The sequence below is a fragment of the Haloferax sp. Atlit-4N genome (genome assembly GCF_003383025.1).
In the GTDB taxonomy this organism is placed as follows: Archaea; Halobacteriota; Halobacteria; order Halobacteriales; family Haloferacaceae; genus Haloferax; species Haloferax gibbonsii.
This window is the reverse complement of the sequence record NZ_PSYY01000003.1, coordinates 446,032-463,024: the sequence shown is the minus strand read 5'-3', so window position 1 is coordinate 463,024 and position 16,993 is coordinate 446,032. Positions and strand designations below refer to the sequence as shown.

Annotated in this window: 13 protein-coding genes and 4 pseudogenes; 4 read left to right on the top strand and 13 right to left on the bottom strand. The window is 57.8% G+C overall.

Translation table 11 applies throughout. The annotated features are described in order from the left end of the window. Positions 1–127: 127 nt before the first annotated feature. From C5C07_RS17485 to C5C07_RS22435, 9 genes and pseudogenes are all read right to left on the bottom strand, one after another. Positions 128–1,537: a sulfatase gene (locus tag C5C07_RS17485; RefSeq protein WP_115805698.1), complete on the bottom strand. Its 1,410-nt coding sequence runs from the start codon at positions 1,535–1,537 to the stop codon at positions 128–130. Positions 1,538–2,278: 741 nt separating this feature from the next. Then, positions 2,279–2,566, bottom strand: coding sequence for a hypothetical protein (locus tag C5C07_RS17480; protein ID WP_115805697.1), 288 nt, complete (start codon positions 2,564–2,566; stop codon positions 2,279–2,281). Positions 2,567–2,838: 272 nt separating this feature from the next. Further along, positions 2,839–3,272, bottom strand: a pseudogene (locus tag C5C07_RS21950) (chromosome segregation protein SMC); the annotation flags it as partial. 148 nt (positions 3,273–3,420) lie between these two features. Then, positions 3,421–4,206 carry an SDR family NAD(P)-dependent oxidoreductase gene (locus C5C07_RS17470; RefSeq protein WP_115805696.1) on the bottom strand — a complete coding sequence of 262 codons (786 nt, stop codon included), beginning with the start codon at positions 4,204–4,206 and terminating at the stop codon, positions 3,421–3,423. A 105-nt stretch (positions 4,207–4,311) separates the two neighbouring features. After that, entirely contained in the window at positions 4,312–5,469 is a 1,158-nt protein-coding gene (locus C5C07_RS17465) for an enolase C-terminal domain-like protein (protein WP_158546601.1), read from the bottom strand. A gap of 117 nt (positions 5,470–5,586) precedes the next feature. Continuing rightward, positions 5,587–6,403: pseudogene (locus tag C5C07_RS17460) on the bottom strand (IS5 family transposase). A gap of 112 nt (positions 6,404–6,515) precedes the next feature. Continuing rightward, positions 6,516–7,793, bottom strand: coding sequence for a hypothetical protein (locus C5C07_RS17455; protein WP_147302041.1), 1,278 nt, complete (start codon positions 7,791–7,793; stop codon positions 6,516–6,518). 492 nt (positions 7,794–8,285) lie between these two features. Continuing rightward, positions 8,286–8,741 carry a universal stress protein gene (locus tag C5C07_RS17450; RefSeq protein WP_115805693.1) on the bottom strand — a complete coding sequence of 152 codons (456 nt, stop codon included), beginning with the start codon at positions 8,739–8,741 and terminating at the stop codon, positions 8,286–8,288. Positions 8,742–8,912: 171 nt separating this feature from the next. Next, positions 8,913–10,232 (bottom strand): annotated as a pseudogene (locus C5C07_RS22435) (aldehyde dehydrogenase family protein). 362 nt (positions 10,233–10,594) lie between these two features. Here C5C07_RS22435 and C5C07_RS21945 point away from each other — a divergent pair. Both C5C07_RS21945 and C5C07_RS21940 read left to right on the top strand, forming a co-directional pair. Further along, positions 10,595–10,681: pseudogene (locus C5C07_RS21945) on the top strand (Gfo/Idh/MocA family oxidoreductase); the annotation flags it as partial. A gap of 239 nt (positions 10,682–10,920) precedes the next feature. After that, positions 10,921–11,301: a Gfo/Idh/MocA family oxidoreductase gene (locus C5C07_RS21940; protein WP_233510437.1), complete on the top strand. Its 381-nt coding sequence runs from the start codon at positions 10,921–10,923 to the stop codon at positions 11,299–11,301. Between the two features lie 151 nt (positions 11,302–11,452). Here C5C07_RS21940 and C5C07_RS17435 read toward each other — a convergent pair whose 3' ends face one another. Beyond that, positions 11,453–11,779 carry a hypothetical protein gene (locus C5C07_RS17435; protein WP_233510436.1) on the bottom strand — a complete coding sequence of 109 codons (327 nt, stop codon included), beginning with the start codon at positions 11,777–11,779 and terminating at the stop codon, positions 11,453–11,455. Between the two features lie 618 nt (positions 11,780–12,397). Here C5C07_RS17435 and C5C07_RS17430 point away from each other — a divergent pair. Continuing rightward, positions 12,398–12,910: a fumarylacetoacetate hydrolase family protein gene (locus C5C07_RS17430; RefSeq protein ID WP_115805691.1), complete on the top strand. Its 513-nt coding sequence runs from the start codon at positions 12,398–12,400 to the stop codon at positions 12,908–12,910. Between the two features lie 136 nt (positions 12,911–13,046). Here the strand turns inward: C5C07_RS17430 and C5C07_RS17425 are convergent, their stop codons facing one another. The 3 genes from C5C07_RS17425 to C5C07_RS17415 all read right to left on the bottom strand — a co-directional run bounded on the left by C5C07_RS17425 (position 13,047) and on the right by C5C07_RS17415 (position 15,490). Then, positions 13,047–13,307 (bottom strand): fibronectin type III-like domain-contianing protein, encoded by a 261-nt coding sequence (locus C5C07_RS17425; RefSeq protein WP_199522757.1) that lies wholly within the window; start codon positions 13,305–13,307, stop codon positions 13,047–13,049. A gap of 297 nt (positions 13,308–13,604) precedes the next feature. Beyond that, entirely contained in the window at positions 13,605–15,038 is a 1,434-nt protein-coding gene (locus tag C5C07_RS17420) for a hypothetical protein (RefSeq protein WP_115805690.1), read from the bottom strand. A gap of 257 nt (positions 15,039–15,295) precedes the next feature. Next, positions 15,296–15,490 (bottom strand): fibronectin type III-like domain-contianing protein, encoded by a 195-nt coding sequence (locus C5C07_RS17415; protein ID WP_158546599.1) that lies wholly within the window; start codon positions 15,488–15,490, stop codon positions 15,296–15,298. A 399-nt stretch (positions 15,491–15,889) separates the two neighbouring features. Between C5C07_RS17415 and C5C07_RS17410 the strand changes: the two genes are divergently transcribed. Continuing rightward, positions 15,890–16,951 carry a Gfo/Idh/MocA family protein gene (locus C5C07_RS17410; protein WP_115805688.1) on the top strand — a complete coding sequence of 354 codons (1,062 nt, stop codon included), beginning with the start codon at positions 15,890–15,892 and terminating at the stop codon, positions 16,949–16,951. Positions 16,952–16,993: the final 42 nt, after the last annotated feature.

Sequence of the window (16,993 nt, the reverse complement as noted above, 5' to 3'; positions counted from 1 at the left end):
TGAATGGTGAGACGGTGAACGGCGACGGCTATCGGCCAACTACCGACAGTTGATCGCCGGGAGTCCACAGCAAAGCCCCACCCTCAACGAGCGAACCCGTCAGGGTGAGCGAAGTAGGTGGGGTAGTTTACTCGATTGCGTCGGGTTCCTCGCCGGTATCCATGTATGTCTGTAGGTCCTTGAGGTTGAACCCGGGAACTAGGGGAGCACCGGCCGGGTGCCGTTCTCCGAACAGGTCGTTCGTTTTCCGACACCACTCCAGGAGGTGGCGTCGGTGATCGTCAAGTACGTCGTCGTAGTCGGCGGCCACAGAGAGGTCAACCAGTTCTCCCCGGTCATCTTCCATATCAAACAGTTGTTCACGCTGGCGACCGCGCTTGTAGACAATATATTTGTAGCGGTCGGACCGGACCATTCTGCCCTCTATCGGGTCGAACGTCTCCGTCACGAGGACGTCGCGCCAGCCTGCGGGGTCCTCGCCCGTTACGAACGGACGGACGCTCTCCCCCAACAAGTCGGCTGGGGGGGTGATCGAAGCGTAATCACACAGCGTCGGTAACAGATCGAGACCGGTCGAGACGAGGTGGTCGTCGGTCCGGCTGTCGTCCGTATTGATTCGTCCCCCGTCGCCTTCCGGAGGACTCGATGGGACGCTTTCACCCGGCGGATTGACGACGAACGGAACTCGGGCTTGTTCCTCGTAGAGAAGCCACTTCTGGTTGATCTGGTGAGCACCGTTCCCGTCCCCGTGGTCGGACATGAACACGACGAGCGTTTCCTCGGCCGCTCCCTCTGCGTCGAGTCCGTCGAGGAGTCTCCCGAGCCGGGCGTCGACGCGCTCGACCAGCCGATAGTAGGCGTTCCGATACCGTCGCCATTCCTCGGGGCTCGCGTCGACCATCGCGCCCAGCGTCTTGTGTCGGTCCGCCATCTCTGGCCGGAGCGTCTCGGGTTCGAACGGTGGAACCGCGTGATTTGACGGAAGGGGAGGACACTCCTCGAGAGGGGGCTCGTTGAGTGAGCCCCACGGGAGGTTCTGACCGCGAGCGTACTCACAGATGTTGTGTGGGTCGTCGAAGGAGGCGACCAGCATGAACGGCGTTTCGGCGTCGCGGTCACGGGAGAGGAAATCCAGACACGGATCGACCACGCGGTCGTCGTCGTGCCCACTGAGACATTCAAATCCGTGCTCGGGGGAGACTTCGGAATCGGGTAGGTGCCACTTGCCAGCGTACCCGCACTCGTAGCCAGCTTCCTCGAACAGTCGACCGACAGTGTCGTCCCGGTACTCCTCGGGGATCGCGTCATTATTCTCCGTAATTCCAGTCTCGTGGGGCATCCGACCGGTCAGCATCGCCCCGCGCGACGGGGTACAAACCGGCGCGGCGCAGTATGACTCTGTAAACCGCGTGCCAGTAGCCGCGATCCGATCCATCGCCGGCGTATCGAGATATTCGTTGCCTGCACAACTCATCGCGCCAGCGAACTGCTGGTCGGTACAAATCACCAGCACGTTCGGATGTTTCGGGGTTGCCATAGAAATACCACTACTAATTGAAAGAAAAAACTTCCTCTCGAAGAGCCAGAAAGACTCTCGAATCGTATTGATATTACCTCATCTTCCTCTCTGATGCATCGTTAGATTAACACGACAGGCTCTAATCCTAGTCTCGCGATTAGCGACCTGTCCTTGGGTGTGAGTATTGCAGGACTGAAAATAGATCTCACGTGACTATCTCTGTGTCCGATGGTGGTCGCGAGAAATTCTTCTGGCGGATTCCCGAAATGGGCCGGTACTGGTCGAGCAAGCGAGACGATTCCTACTAACTCTACAAGCCGAGAGCGAAGCAACATATGTTGCCAGAGTTTCTGAAGAGGATACCGAAGTAGGCGTTTCGACTCGACTTGTTGCGGGCTGACGGCGTTGCGGAGGGGAGAACCTTTCGAGATCGATTTGCTCACGCTCAATGAGAGAGACTGACGTCGACAATCTGTCCGGTATCGTCGACGACTCGCTCGCCGAGTACGGTGCCACTCTCGACGCAGATTAACAGTACGAGTCGATCGGATCGCTTGAAGAACTCTGGCGCGAACTCGACTCGGAACCGTCCCTCGATAGGTTCGTTGACAATCTGATCTGCATCGAGCAGCCTCTTGACCGGGAGATCGCGCTCTCGGCGGAGGCGGGTGAGATGCTTGACTCGTGGGAGGGCCCACCCATCATTATCGACGAATCCGACGGCAAGATAGATGCATTCGGGAAAGCGGCTAGTTTCGGCTACGGCGGGGCGAGCGTCAAGAGCTGCAATGGGTTTTCGAGGCGATAATCAATGCCTGTCTCGCCACACATTTGAACGAACGGGACGAGAGGCAATACTTGCTTACCGCCGAGGACCTGACTACGACCGGTCCGGTCTCCCTCCAGCAAGACTTGGCGCTCGTAGCCACCCTCGGACTCGGCCACGTCGAGCGCAACGGTCACCACTACTTCAGGGGGCTCGACATGCTGCCCGCGGCCCTGCAGAATGAGGTGATCGAGGAGCACGACGGTATCTACCGACGTCACGAGCAAGGATTCCCATCGCTTGATATCGACGATGGCCGCCTCGCGCTCGAGAGTGTCACCGTGCCCCCTATGGCACGTCTATTCAACCGAACCTCGGAACCTTCACGCCAATCGAGGAATGGGGCGTGGACCAACTCGGCCTGTAAACTACCCGCCTTACCCTGTAGGCACCGCGATGGCTGGGATTCGCGTTCGTACGACGGAGTTTTTCAGTGCTGACGGCCTGTCTAGTTCAGAACTTTTTCGGGGGGCGTCCGTCTAGTGCCGGCAACTCAGATTTCGGTGACGCGTTCGTAATCGTCGTCGAGTGCTTGCGCGTCTTCCGGGAGGAGCTCGACGACGACGTACTCGGCGTAGTCGGCGACGTACTCGACCAGACGGGCGATCCGATCGGCGTCGATGGCTTCGATCGAATCGAGCAACAGGAACGGACAGGTTTCGTAGACATCGTGAGTGAGATAGCCCGCCAGCGCGAAGATCAGGCTAGTCACCTCGCGTTCACTCTCACTCAGATGGTCGATAGAGTCCTCGTAGGTGGTGCTGTCGTCGGTCGAACGTACGACGTGAAAGTCGAAGACCGACTGGTCGACTTTCCGGCGCCCTGGGTGACGGTCTCCTGTTTGCGTTCGATCCAGATGCGGTCGGGGTTCTCGTAGCCGAGCTTCTCTAAGACCGTCTCCATGTGCTCGTTGAACTGCTCGACCGATCCACCAAAACAGCAATGAGCGGTGACCTCTCAATTGAGAGCACCAGAGGCAAACTCTAGACCGCTTTGCGACGCGACCAAATGCTTGCGGATGAGAGACGCAAACGATCTGGCTAAGCCGGAGTAGATCGAGGAAGACAGGCACCAATCAATTCGAGTGGGCGACGCCACCGTCGACGACGAAGTCTTGACCTGTTATCCACTCACCCTCCCGCGAAAGAAGGAGCACGCAGAGGTGACCGACATCCTCGGGTTCACCGATTCGACCGACTAGGTGTCTGTCTGCAAGTCGTTCACCGTTGATGGTCCGTTCCGAATCTTCGTTTTCGGACTCATCAGCAAAGGCCGCCAGCATTGGGGTGTCGATAGCACCGGGATGGATCACGTTACAACGAATGTCGTGGTCTGCTAGTTCCATCGCCATCACTGTCGTCAGCGAACCGATAGCCCCCTTCGATGCGGCATACGCTGCCTGTCCCCGATTGGGACTCCCAGCACCAGCGAGGGAGCCGATGTTGACAATTGCTCCACCCTCGCCGTTATCAGTCATGTGAGAAGCGATAATCTGTGAACTAATAAATGTACCACCAACGTTGATATCCAAGTGCCGGGTCAATTCGTCTGTCGGCGTCTCGAGAAACGGTCGTTTGGTTTGGACGCCAGCACTATTAACTAATCCAGAAATTGGCCCACGCTTGTCGATAGCGTCTTCGACGGCTTCGGCGAGCGCTGACCGACTTGTGACGTCAACCTCGTAACCCCCCGCCTCAGACCCGGTGTCTTCTATGGCCTCAACCGTTTCATTGGACGGTTCAAGATCGAATACTGTAACGTTGGCACCCGCGATAGCGATGCGTACCGCGACACCGCGGCCGATACCGTTCGCACCACCTGTGACTACGCAGTGTTTCCCAGCTAGTCTGTTGTCATCCATAGACTTTGGTCACACTAAGGAATATTAAATCTTGGAGTTCTGCTTCACAATTACTCTGGCGGCTGTACGCCTTCTGTGTTGGTTGTGTCGATCTGTTATTGGCCTCTACACGGAGTAGGGCAGTAACCGGTCCCGGTCAAGATCAACTCCGAACCCAGGAGCATCATCAAGTTCAACGTATCCGTCAACTGGTTCCGGCTCACCGACGACAGGTGTATCGGGTGCAGTGAGTCTGTCACCTTCGAACACCCCTAGGAACTCCGCGTAGGGTGCGTTTGGATTCGCTATGGCGTAGTGGTAACTGTAGATTGAAGGCGCATGCGGAACGACCGGAACGCCATACGGTTTAGCCATCTCTGCAATCCGTTGCACCTCGGTTAGTCCCCCGGTCCAACGTAGATCTGGTTGCAGTATGTCTGCAGCCCCGTTGTGAAGCAATTGGTGGAATGCCTTATGACCAAACTCCATGTTTCCCGCGGCAAGCTGAATGGGTCCAACCCGTTCGCGAATGTCGGCGTACTGGTCTACACATTCGGGATGAAGTGCATCTTCGAACCACTTGATATCATACCCTCGAAGTCTGTCTGCGGCCCTGACCGTGAATTCCTTGTCCCAAGCCATGTAGCAGTCTAGCATTAGATCACGCTCGTCGCCGATGGCGTCTCGTGCGCTGGCAACCATCGACTCAGTACGGGCAAGCCCCTCGGCGTAGCCGTCTGCGGGTCCATAGGGGGCAGCCAGTTTCAGTCCAAAAAATTGTTCGTCTGAGACGCGATCCAAGATTGACTCGTGGGCAGTAAGGTAACAGGGAACCTCTGATTTGACTTTTCCACCGAGTAGGTTATAGACCGGTTGCCCTGTTAGATTGCCAGCGAGGTCCCACAGCGCGAGGTCAACGGCACTCAACGCGATCATTGATACGCCGCGTTGTCCGTAGGGAAGTTGTGAACGGTACATCTGCTCCCAGATTTTCCGTCTGTCGAAGGCATCCGAGCCTTCGATGAACTGACGGAAATGGCCATTGATTACTTCGCACGCAGGCGGCCCGCCAGCCGAGTTTACTGCGATGCCGGTTGTACCGTCATCCGCCGTGATTTCAATGGCGAAAGGATCGTTGCCGGGACCCATCCATGAGGAGCGTTGTTCCCCATAGGCTTCGAACTCTGACATCGGATTGGCAACGGTCGCTTCCGTTCGCCAGTCGTCTGATTTGCCACCGACCTGGTCATCAATGAGGTAAAGCCGAACATCTTGGATTTTCATGAGTGGCACATTGTTTGGGCCCATAGTTAATGGTTCGCTTGATGAGACGGCCACGTCGGCACCGTCTAGTTAAGGGATGAACGGCTCTGGTGAATCGCCATACAGCGGTTGACTTGTCTATGTTGCGGCACGCTTGATATTATGAACGACACATTTCAAGACGAGTTCACGAAATTCACGATACCAGGTACCACGTTCTCGCGCACGCACGGCGTCGCCGTGCGTGTGCTTAATCGACGAGAAGACGGTCTCACACATCGATCTCTGGCGATATCGAGGCTCATCGATCCGCGCGTTATGCGCGTGGTCGATGGGCCGGAAGATGCGATGTTTAATCAGCGGTCTCACACCTTCTTCGCGTAACTGCATCCAGTCGTAGCCTTTGTCGGCGGTGAGGCTGTGCAGGTCGCCTTCGTTGCGGGAGGCGACCTGCCAGCCGAGTTGTGTGTCTTGGTTTTCTCGGTCGTACAATGAACGTCGAGAACAGTTGGGTTTGCGTATCGACGAGAGCCGTCGCTTTGAGCGTCTGAACGCGATAATTCGTGCGGCGGCAGTAGTGCTTGCTAGCGTTTTCGCGGTCGAAAAACGTGGCATCAATGGCAGCGTGACCTGAGAGGTCGTGCAGTTGCGTCGACAGGCGCAGCACTCGCCAGACCTTCATCTGAAACCTGTCAAATTCCTTAACGAGCGTCGAGTGATCTGGGAGATCGCCCTCTTTGAGGCCGATCTCCCCACAAATATGCGGCATTTCGCTCAGCAGATCGAGGGCGTTGCGGTACGACTCATCGAGGTAAATCCGCAGATAGTGCAGCGAAACGAGAGCGTAGTCGGCGAAGCCGCCACCCTCTTCGGGGGCGGCGACTTCACCTCGGTCACCAACAACATTTTTAGCCAACGTGACCGCTTTTGTCGTGAAGCGGAAGATCTTCGACATAGGCATCGACAGTCTTTCGCTTCAACTCCTTCGAATTAACGACCGAATCCACCGCAGTCTGGTGATTCACCAGAGCCGAAGAATCGGACCACTAGGTGGTAGGACCCCCGATTCAAATCGAGGAGTCGCCGACAAGATCACCGAAGTCAGCGACGAATACCTTTCGGTGCCCGTCGGGACAAGCATTGAAGACAACAAACCTGTAGTCTGGTCCCCAAGCAGGGTGGGGGTCAACGCGCATCCGTTTGTCGCCTTCGCCCGTGTACACCGGTGTCGTCGGGATACGGAGGGCGTTGCGTTCGGTTCCCGCTTCGACGTCGACGAACCGGATTGGCACGGTTCCATCGTCGTACGCCATATCTTCCCAAGGATAGGCATCAGTAATGAGCGACCGGCCGTCCGGGTGGAGCGATGGGTGCCCAGAGCCGACGATGTCGTCAGCAAGTACGCGGAGGTCGCTACCGTCGGGGTTGAATGAGACAAACCGGATTGGTTCGCCCTCGGCAGGGGAGAGGTTCATCGTGACACGCGTTCCGTCTGGCGACCAGCGATGATGGTGGCCACCTCGTTGCCAGGGTTCAGATGGCATCGCAAGTTGGATATCCGACCCGTCCGCTCGCACCGAGATCAGATTTGACACCCAGCGGGTCCAGTCACCAGTTTCTGGCCAGTAACGTAGATGAAACAGGAGGTGATCCGCGCCGGGACACCACATCGTGTGCCAACCGTAGTAGTCGCCTGGCCCGTGATTCGAACAGTCGATATCGAGTTCGTCGACGATTTTCGCAATGGAGACGACCAGCTCTGTCTCACCTGTCTCTGTATCAGTAACAAAGAGGCCGTCGTCGTCTGGCGTCCCGTCATTTCGAGGGATTACCTCATCCGGGACGATTGAGCCGTATCCTGCCTGTGTCGTCCTTGTTTTCAATAAATCGGGGCTTGCTAGGCGGTCGCCGTTAGACGAAACATCGTAAACCGTTCCGCAGAGTTCCCGTCGAGTCCCCGTCGTGAGGTCTAGTTGTACACCGTATGGTTCCCACTTGGCCGTGTCGAGATCGTTGAAATATAGTTCGGCGTCGTCTTTCCCCCAGTGGACGTGCGCACCCATCTGAGTGTCCCATCCGGAAGTCGTCGCAACCGCTTCGCGCTCACCAGTCATCAGGTCTACAACTGCAATTCTGGCGGCTTCACCTGGTTTAGGGAGGCGGTCTTCGACCGGGAGTTTAGTAACTGCGAGATATCGACCGGACGGACTAATCGGCGACGTCTCGAAAAAGCGATGAATGAATCCAGTTTCCTCAGGGGTGACACACCACGCCGGAACTTCGGACCCGAAAGCGTCGTATCTGGGGAAGTTTGCATCTAACGTCGAGCGAGTAATCAACGACATTAACTGCGAATCGACAGAGCACAACAAAACTCTTTTTCTACACTGGCCGAAACGGGCCTCCAATAAACTCGCCTGAGAAACGACGTCCGCTCGACGAGTCTCAAGAAGGCTCGTAATCGATCACTATGACGCATAGGCATCACGGGATGTGCCTGATTCACTTTTCAGGGACCCATAAAATCGACGACTATGCGAAAAAGATTCAAATCCAAGATATGTTGAAAAATAACAAACTAATCAATGGTCTGGCTCGTGGTAAAGTATCAACTCGGCGCTCAGCACTAGAACTTGTGGGAGAGTACGCCACGGGTGCCTCCTCGACTACATCACCCGCACAACACCACTCATCCTCGCCCTAGAATCGGACAACCGTGGTTGAGAAACCAAGCTGTCTGGCAATAGTCCACCGGCAGTCCGACTGTGGTGGCAGCATCAACGTCAAATCCGTACCAGTAGCTTTGGAAAGGGGTGGCAAATAGGTTGAACCGGTGGCTAACCCATCTTCGTCGTCACATAGCCCCAGAAGTTGAGGATGAGCTGCTGAGTCGCATCACCGAAGACGGCCTTTCCCGTGGGTGACCGCGGGCTGCCGAGGGTGAAGACGTGATTACAGTGGTACTCTTCGGCGACGTCGATAATGTGCTCGGCCGAGCGCTCCTCAACTATGTCGGAGACGACGGACCACTCGACGTCGATGTCAGCCAGCGCGTTGTTCGCGAGTTCACGTGCGAACTGGAACGCGACACCAAGCGCTTGGTCGTCGCTGTACTGTCGGTTCTCCACACGCCCAATCTCGTTGAGCGTCTCGGCGGTCTCTTCGTACTGGTCGGTGGTCAACGGCGAATAGAGCACGAGTTTACTGTCTGTGCCTTTCGCGTACATGGCTGCCTCACGGAGCAGGTCGGCACAGCCGTCTCTATCCTCTAATACGACGAGTGCGTCGTCCATGTTCTTGTGTACGGCAGCCCATGTTATAACTACTAGGTTGATTCACACAAGCCGACGTTGCGAAAGGAATCTAGTGTAGAAACCGTGGTGGGGTGACCCCAGGTGCGGTCGGCGAGGGACTGTCACCGACGAGGTGGTACGTCGTTCGTGCTTCGCACACTAAACAGTAGCTCAGTAGTTGTCGTAGACGGTCTCCTCGATCGTGTAGAAGTCGAGGCCGGTGCCCCCTGTTCGCGCCACGTCTCCGAAGAGGAGCGCTTGAAGCCGCCGAACGGGACGTGCAGTTCGAGGCCAGTCGTCTTCTCGTTGACTTTCACCACACCGGCTTCCGCCTCGTCGACGGAGCGGTTGGCCTCGGTGTAATCGTCAGTGACGACGCTGGCCGAGAGACCATAGGGGACGTCGTTGGCGACGGCGAGACCCCCCTCGAAGTCGCTCACGTTCAGCACAGCAACGACCGGCCCGAAGACCACCTCCTGCGCGATGCGCATGTCGCTTTCGACGTCGGTGAAGACGGTCGGTTCGATGAAGTAGCCCTCTTCGACCGCTTCACCCTCGGGCTGGCCACCGCTCGCGACGAGTGTCGCGCCCTCGTCTAGGGAGATTTCGATGTAGTCGAGCGTCCCCTGGGGTTCGCTCTCGCTGGCCCGCGGACCCATCTCGTGGTCGTTACCGGGGCCAACGTCAATGGACGCCGCGCAGTCGACGAGCTCCGCGACGAAGTCATCGTAGATGCCCTCGTGGACGATGGCGCGGAAGCAGCCCGTACATGACTGGCCTGTCATCCCAAAGCCACCGGGGGCGACGATATCGGCCACCTCGTGGGGTCAGCCGAGTTGGTGACGAGCGTTGGGTTCTTCCCGCCGATCTCGGTCTGAACGCGCTTGCCCACGTCTGTGGCATGCTCGTAGACCATCTCGCCGACGTGGCTGCTACCGGTGAAGGAGACGGCGTCAGTACCCTCGTTCTTGATGAGCTCGGAGCCGACTTCGCTGCCGGGGCCGGTCACTGCGTTGAACACGCCGTCAGGAAGACCCGCCTCGTCCAACGCCTCGGCGACATCGAGGACGACACCGGAGGACTGCGACGCCGACTGGCTCTTGGCGGATGTAGGGGTTCTTTTGTCGGCTACTGGGAGACTTCATTGTCCCACCGAGGTCGGCGGCCTTTACGGCGAAGCAGTGGAAGATGTCGATGGCGTGCTGGACTTCACCGGCCGCCTCGGGACGGGCTTTCCCCTCTTCGGCGACCAGTAGGTCGGTCAGCTCGTCTTTCCGCTCTTGGAGGAGGGTACCTGTCTCCCGGAGGATTCGGCCTCGTTCCGGTCGGGGAGTCGTCGCCCAGTCATCGTGCGAAGCGACAGCGGCGTCAACCGCGTCGGCCGCGTCAGCGGCGGTTCTCGACGTCGATGGTGTCGCCGGTCTCCGAGGAAATCCACTCTCCGTTTACGTAGTTGGTTCTCGCTTTACTACCTACCGCTGCGACGCCGATCAAATCTGCGGGCCTCAACGACGAACGTGGTTGTCGGTTTCCGCCCTGTCCACTACACTTTTGCCGGTCACCGAGGACTCTCGATATATGTCATTTGATCACCTACTACAGAGTGTTCGCGCCTGTGGCTGAGAAACACTGGACTTCGGAACGGTCAGGCTCGCCATCGTCGGCCTCGGCTGGTGGTCCCTCCAACAGGTAATTCCAGTCATTCAGGCCTCGGAGTTCTGTGAAGCGACAGTCACCGTCTCGGGCCACGAGAAGGCCGGTAAGACTGTGACGGCTACACCGGCAATCACACCGGGGTCGCCTACGACGAGGTCGTTGAGGCCGAGGCACCCGGCGAGTACGACGCCGTCTACATCTGCACACCCAACGCACTACATCTCCCCTACGCGGCCGCAGCCGCCGAACACGGTAACGCCGTCCTGTGTGAGAAACCCGTTGAGGCGACACTCGAACGTGCCGAGGAATTCGTCGACACGACCGAAGACGTACCGCTGATAGTCATCTATCGGATGCACACCGACCCGCAGGTTCGACTGATGCGGGACCTCATCACCGAGGGTACGATCGGTGATCCGGTGACCGTCCACGGCCACATGAACCAGGAGATGATCGACGTCGTCTCCGCGACACCGACCAGTAGCAGCTGAACCCCGATCTCACGGGCTACAGCGCGACCGTGATGGACCTCAGCATCTACCTGCTCAACACCATGCGGTTTGTCTTCGGGGCTGACCCGGTGAGCGTGACCGTCCAGATGCACTCCGAAGACGAGGCATTCCGGAAGCTCCCTGACCAGCATGCCACCTTCACCATTCAGTTCGACGACGGCACCTACGCCGCCTGTACCGCCAGCCAAGACTCGTATCTCTCGGGCCATCTCCGACTGGTCGGCACCGAGAGTGAGATCCACCTCGAACCGACGTCCCTCGGCGAATCGTCACAGACATTGATTTACCGGACGCTCGACGGGCGTGAGGTCGAACTTGACGATAGCCGTCGCCATGTATCCGCCGATGAGATGACAGAGGAGTTCGACTATTTTGCGGACTACGTGCTGTGAGAAGAGACGCTGACGCCCGACAGCGACCACGCGCTCGTCGATATGTGGGCACTCGCCGCCATCTAGGAGACCGTCGAGACGGGGATCGAAGTGACACTCGACTCGCTGTGATCGGTCGGAGAAACGACGACAGTTCCACGCTGTCGACGCTCTAGGAACTGCCTTGTCGTTCGAGAATGTCGACCAGTTGGTTGGCGAAATTATACGTCCGGGTCGGCAGGCCGTACCTGTCCGTCGACATGTCGTAGTCGATAAGTTCCGCGACCGTCTCTCCGGTGTGTGGCAGGGTCATCATCGCCTCACGTACGTCAATCTCGAGCACGTTGTCGTCCGTCTGGAGCCACGGCTGGGTCCGCTGTTTGTCGTCGTATTCGATGACGTACGTCTCGCCGCCGACGGCGTCGACGATATCGTCGACGGTCCCGACCTCAAGTCGGTCGCCGTCGTCTTCGCTGATGAGAAAGAGTGTATCGTCCACGCGATTTGGGGTGTACCGTGTCATAATGTAAACTATACCAGCGTGGGTAGTAATAGCTTGTCGATGTCTCGGTGGGTAAAGCTATTGCCCAGCAAGCGGACAGCGCAGGCGGGTGTTTGGAGCACGGTCTCAGTGCTGTGGGTGATTCTCGCGTTTGGCGACCGCACCGTCGAGCGGTTCGCTGTTCCGCAACACCGGCGGCTCGTTCGCACGCCGAGCCGGTGCTGTCACACAACGACGACGGGCGTTCAAGCGCGAGAGTGAGGTCTTCCGGAACCCCGGGGCCTCGGAGCGTTACCTGACTAAACATGACGGTCGCGGGCTCGTAACGCCCGACTACTACCGCTACGTTGTCATCGTTGACGGCGCCGGCTTCATCGTCTACGGGGCAGAGATCTTCGGCATCGACGCTTGGCGAGCCAACGACGATTCAGTATACCGTGCGGTCGGACTTCCTTTCATAGGAGAATTGCGCCACCCTCCTCGGCCTCGGGAACCGCGAACAGGTCAATCTGACCGTCACCTGGCCCGGCAGGACTGGCCGTACCTACGAGGACGTCACGGCCAACCAACAGGTGCGAATTACCAAAGACGGTGTGGAGAGCGTCGTTGCCTACGATGAGTAGGCCAGTCTGCTCGTCTTCTGAACGCCGTTTCGCCGTCCGCGGTGACTCTAGCTGGGACGTGCCCGAGCCCGAATTAGGCATCGTTCTCCACCGTGGCGAAGTCGTTGGCTACACTATCGGCAACGACGTGTCCAGTCGCGACATCGAGGGCAAGAACCCGCGGTATCTCCCGCAATCGAAGGTATACGACCGCTGCTGTTCGACTGGTCCCTGCGTCTCTACCCCGAATTCGTCGAAGACCCGAACGACCTCACAATGTCACTCACCATCGAGCGTGACGGGAAAGTCGTCTAACGGGGTCTCGACTTCCACGAGCGAGATGGCGACTTCCTGTGAGAAACTGGTCGATTATCTCTGCCAACACAACAACCTCCCCGAAACGCTCGTGTTGCTCACGGGCACGGCGCTTGTCCCGCCTGAGACCTTCACGCTCAAGGAGGGTGACCGCGTCGCCATCGACATCGACAACATCGGCCAACTCGTCAACGACACGGTTGTCGTCTGAGCGCCGCGACAGCATCGGCGAACGCCGACACGAACCGACGGCACCAAGCCAACCGTACATTGCACCCCATCGTCGTCAAACACAGAAAGACTCGAAAATACGAAACCAGAACCAGCAAAGAACCGGTCACGAGACCCTATCCATGTAGTGACGGCTGTTTCGCTGAAGTAGGTCCGACCGTTCGACGGCACTTCTTTCGTCTCGTGATCGTGAGCGGTGCCGTTGAGGTGATATCGGCCGCCAAGTGGCCGATGCGGAACTCGTAGGGCTCTTCTTCGACCCCGTGGTCCACGTCACGGCCGTGATAGACGAGTTGGTCGGCAGCGACTGCGAAGCTGACCTGTGTCGTCTCGTCCGCCTCAAGGTGGACGCGCTCGAAGCTGACGAGTTCCTGCACCGGGCGTGCCTGGTCAGGGACCGTATCCCGGTATTGCGCCTTTAAGACGATTATTGAGCGACAGTTAGGGCGGATCTTGAATGCGCTGGACGACCTAGGACTGGCCGACGTTCCCGTAACCGGCGTGCGATGAGGGGTGCTCGTCTATCAGTTGGTCCTGTTCGTTCGGATCCGCGTCAAGGTTGAACCACTGTTCTCAACCCCATTCGCGATGCAGATGCATTTCAACTCTTTCTCTCGGACCATCAGGGTAAATTCTCGCCCCTCGACTCTCCGTGTTAACTGAACAAGGTTCGTTCACAGGCCGAGTTTGTCAACACTCCATTCCTCTATTGGCGTGAAGTCACCGAGGTTTGGTTGGATGGGCGTGCCATAGGGAGCATCAAGAACACTCTTGAGCACGAGGTATCCATCGTTGATATCCAGCGAGGGGAACCTCTGTTCGTGACGGTGGTAGAGACCATCGTGACTCGCGATTACCTTGTTCTGCAGGGTTTTGGGCAGCATGTCGAGCCCCCGGAAATAGTGATGACCGTTGCGCTCGACATGGTTGAGTCCGAGGGTGGCCACGAGCGCAAGGTCCTGCTGAAGGGAGACTGGGCCAATAGTGGTCAAGTCCTCAGCGGTAAGTAAGTATCGCCGATCGTCCTGTTCGTTCAAATGGTCGACGAGACAGGCATTGACTATCGCCTCAAAAACGCCCTTACAACTCTTGACGCTCGCACCGCCGTATCCAAGTTCGACTGCTTCGCCGAATGCGCCCATCTTGCCGTCGGATTCGTCGATAATGATGGGTGGGCCCTCCCACGAGTCAAGCATCTCACCTGCCTCTGCCGAGAGCGCAATCTTCCGGTCGAGAGGCTGCTCGATGCAGATCAGATTCTCAACGAACCTGTCGAGGGTTGGTGACGAGTCGAGTTCACGCCAGAGTTCTTCAAGCGATCCGATCGACTCGTACTGTTCATTTGCATCGAGAGTGGCGCCATAGTCGTCGAGTGCGTCGTCAAGGACCTCAGCGATGGCTGCCAGACGCTTGCGGTCCTCGATAACGTCACCGCAGAGCTTACACTTAAAATAACGGACGCCGTCTTCACGGACGTAGTCGGCAAGCGTCTCAGGAAGCCCGTCGTCGATCGAATCGTCGACTTCGTCGGCAGTGAGCGGGTCGTCGTGGCCCACAGTATGCCGGACTGCCACCGACTGGTTCGGCGTTTCTGGGAGCGAGTCTAAAGGGTCCATTCCTTCGGCCGCCTCATACACTGCACCGGGTTTAATGCCGAAAGTCCCATCACGAACTGCCTCACTAAAGGTCGTATTCTCGTATCTGCAGACAGCGTCAATCACAGCGCGCTCGATGAAACTCACACCAAAAGTAGCGACGAGCGATGGGACGACTTGACGTTCAGCCCAGTCCATCTGGGAATCGTGGACACGACGCCAAAATTCGAAAGGCGTCTCGGCTGACACCTCTTGAGAAAGATTACACGCCTGCTGTATAGCGGAGAACAACCTTTCAATATCATCCGCTACCGTAATTTCCGGATCTTTCTCAAACCACTTCGGGACAGCGTGGTCTGCCGACATGCCAACCACCGTTTCTCCGTCCACTTCGACACACAACTTGACGAGAACGTGCGGGAGCGCCTCAATCGTCACCGAACCAAACGAGAAGGGCATGCGGGTCTGGAGATGAGTGACTGCAACCCTCGCTGATTTAACAGAGATTGTCATGCATGGTGAATCGTCGGGAGACCGGGACTTAAATATTGACTTTTTGAGGTGTGAACCGATTCTAACAAGAGGGCTCTGTTGAATCCACAGAACATGTAGGGACCGTCTTTCGGGTGTTCTCCACGGTTGAGTTGGTCAGGCGGTATCGACCGCTTTGGGAGACCTGTCCGATGCTGGAAACCGTCAGTGCCGCAGTCCCCACAATGTCGACCGCAGACCGGTCGATGCAGAGCTGATACGGTCTCCCGTTTCGACCGTTAAATTGCGTCTCTATCGTGGTACGCCAGCTGTGGCCTCGACGGATCGAACGTGATGCGTTCTGATTCGTCGCCATCGATATCGTTGCGCTGGAAGCCTTTCAACCCCTGAACGGGCCGCGCGACGTTCGGCAACTCGGGGCTCGTATAGAACTGGACGACCTCGGTTTCGGGACTATCGGTGGCGTTCGTCACCTTGACCGTCGAATTGCACATCTTAGATTGGGTGGGTTTCACTGACGAGTACAAAGATAGATAGCGTTTCGGTCTCAGAGATGCGCCAAACGAGGCCCTTCTGGACGCCCGCCCCGAGACCGGTGACGTCGCGTCACTACCCTGATTTTCACGGTCGGCTTATTGGCGAGGTTGCCCCCAGCCGGAAGAGTCGACGGTCGACCGCACGTCGACGAACACGGCGGAGGAAGAGTCCGTGACGAACCGCCGCCAAGTCATCCGAGCATTATCGATAGAATAATTAACATAAAGAAGAACCCGTTTTGTCACGGGAACTCACTCGAGGTCCCAGGCTGTGACCCCAGAAAAAAGACTCGAGCGACACAATTTTCAAATGGGGAAAGCCAGACATACATACGTATGAGCCAATATACAGCCGCAGTGATAGGCACGGGTCCGGAACCAGACAATATCGTTTGGGGCGAGAGTGCAGCGATGGCGTACCGCCACGGGAATGGCTATCGAGAACTCGACCGGAGCGACTTGGTCGCCTGCTGTGACATCGTCCGAGAGAACGCCGAGGCGTTCGCTGACGAGTTCGAAATTCCCGACGAGAACGTATTCGAGGACCACGAGGAGATACTGCGAGCGGTCGAACCAGATGTCGTCAGTATCTGCACGCCGGTCCCGACCCATGCGGACCTCGTCGTGTCGACGCTGGAGACCGGTATCCCGCAGGCAGTTCACTGCGAGAAGCCCATGGCCGACACGTGGGCCGACAGCCAGCGCATGGCGGATGTCGCGGATGAAACGGGCATCCAGCTGACGTTTAACCACCAGCGACGACTCGCGCCGGAGTGGCAACGTGCGGGTGACCTGCTCGACGACGGCGAGATCGGCGACCTGACGCGGATCGGCGTCGGCGGAAAGAACCTGTACGACTTCGGCTCCCACCTCATCGATCTGGCGAACGGGTTCAACGGAGAACGGGGTGCCGACTGGGTCCTCGCGCAGCTCCATTACGACGACGAGAACGTCCGCTACGGTGTGCACAACGAGAATCAGGCAGTCGCGCTCTGGGGCTACGACAACGGCGTCCACGCGTTCGCCGGGACCGGGAGCGACACGGGCAGCGACGCGATGGGATGTCAACTCCGGCTGGTCGGCACGAACGGTGTGATTGAGGTGCACCCGGATGACGTGGGGCCACTTCGGTACCGAAGTGACGTGACGAGCGGCTGGGTCGAGGAAGAACCGATGGAGGCGGCCAACGACATCACTCTTGCGCTCGAGCATGTAATGGACTCGCTGACAACGGAGGAGGAGTCGGTACTCTCCGCCGAGCGGGCGCTGCGCGCAACCGAGATCATCTTTGGGGCGTGGGAGTCGGCCCGGCAATCCGAGCGGATTGACTTTCCGCTCGAGAACGGTGGAAACGCTCTCTCCGAGATGGTCAAAAATGGCGACCTCTCCCCAGAGTGACCCGGAACTGATGGCGAGGCCACATAGTTACGTACCCAGTAA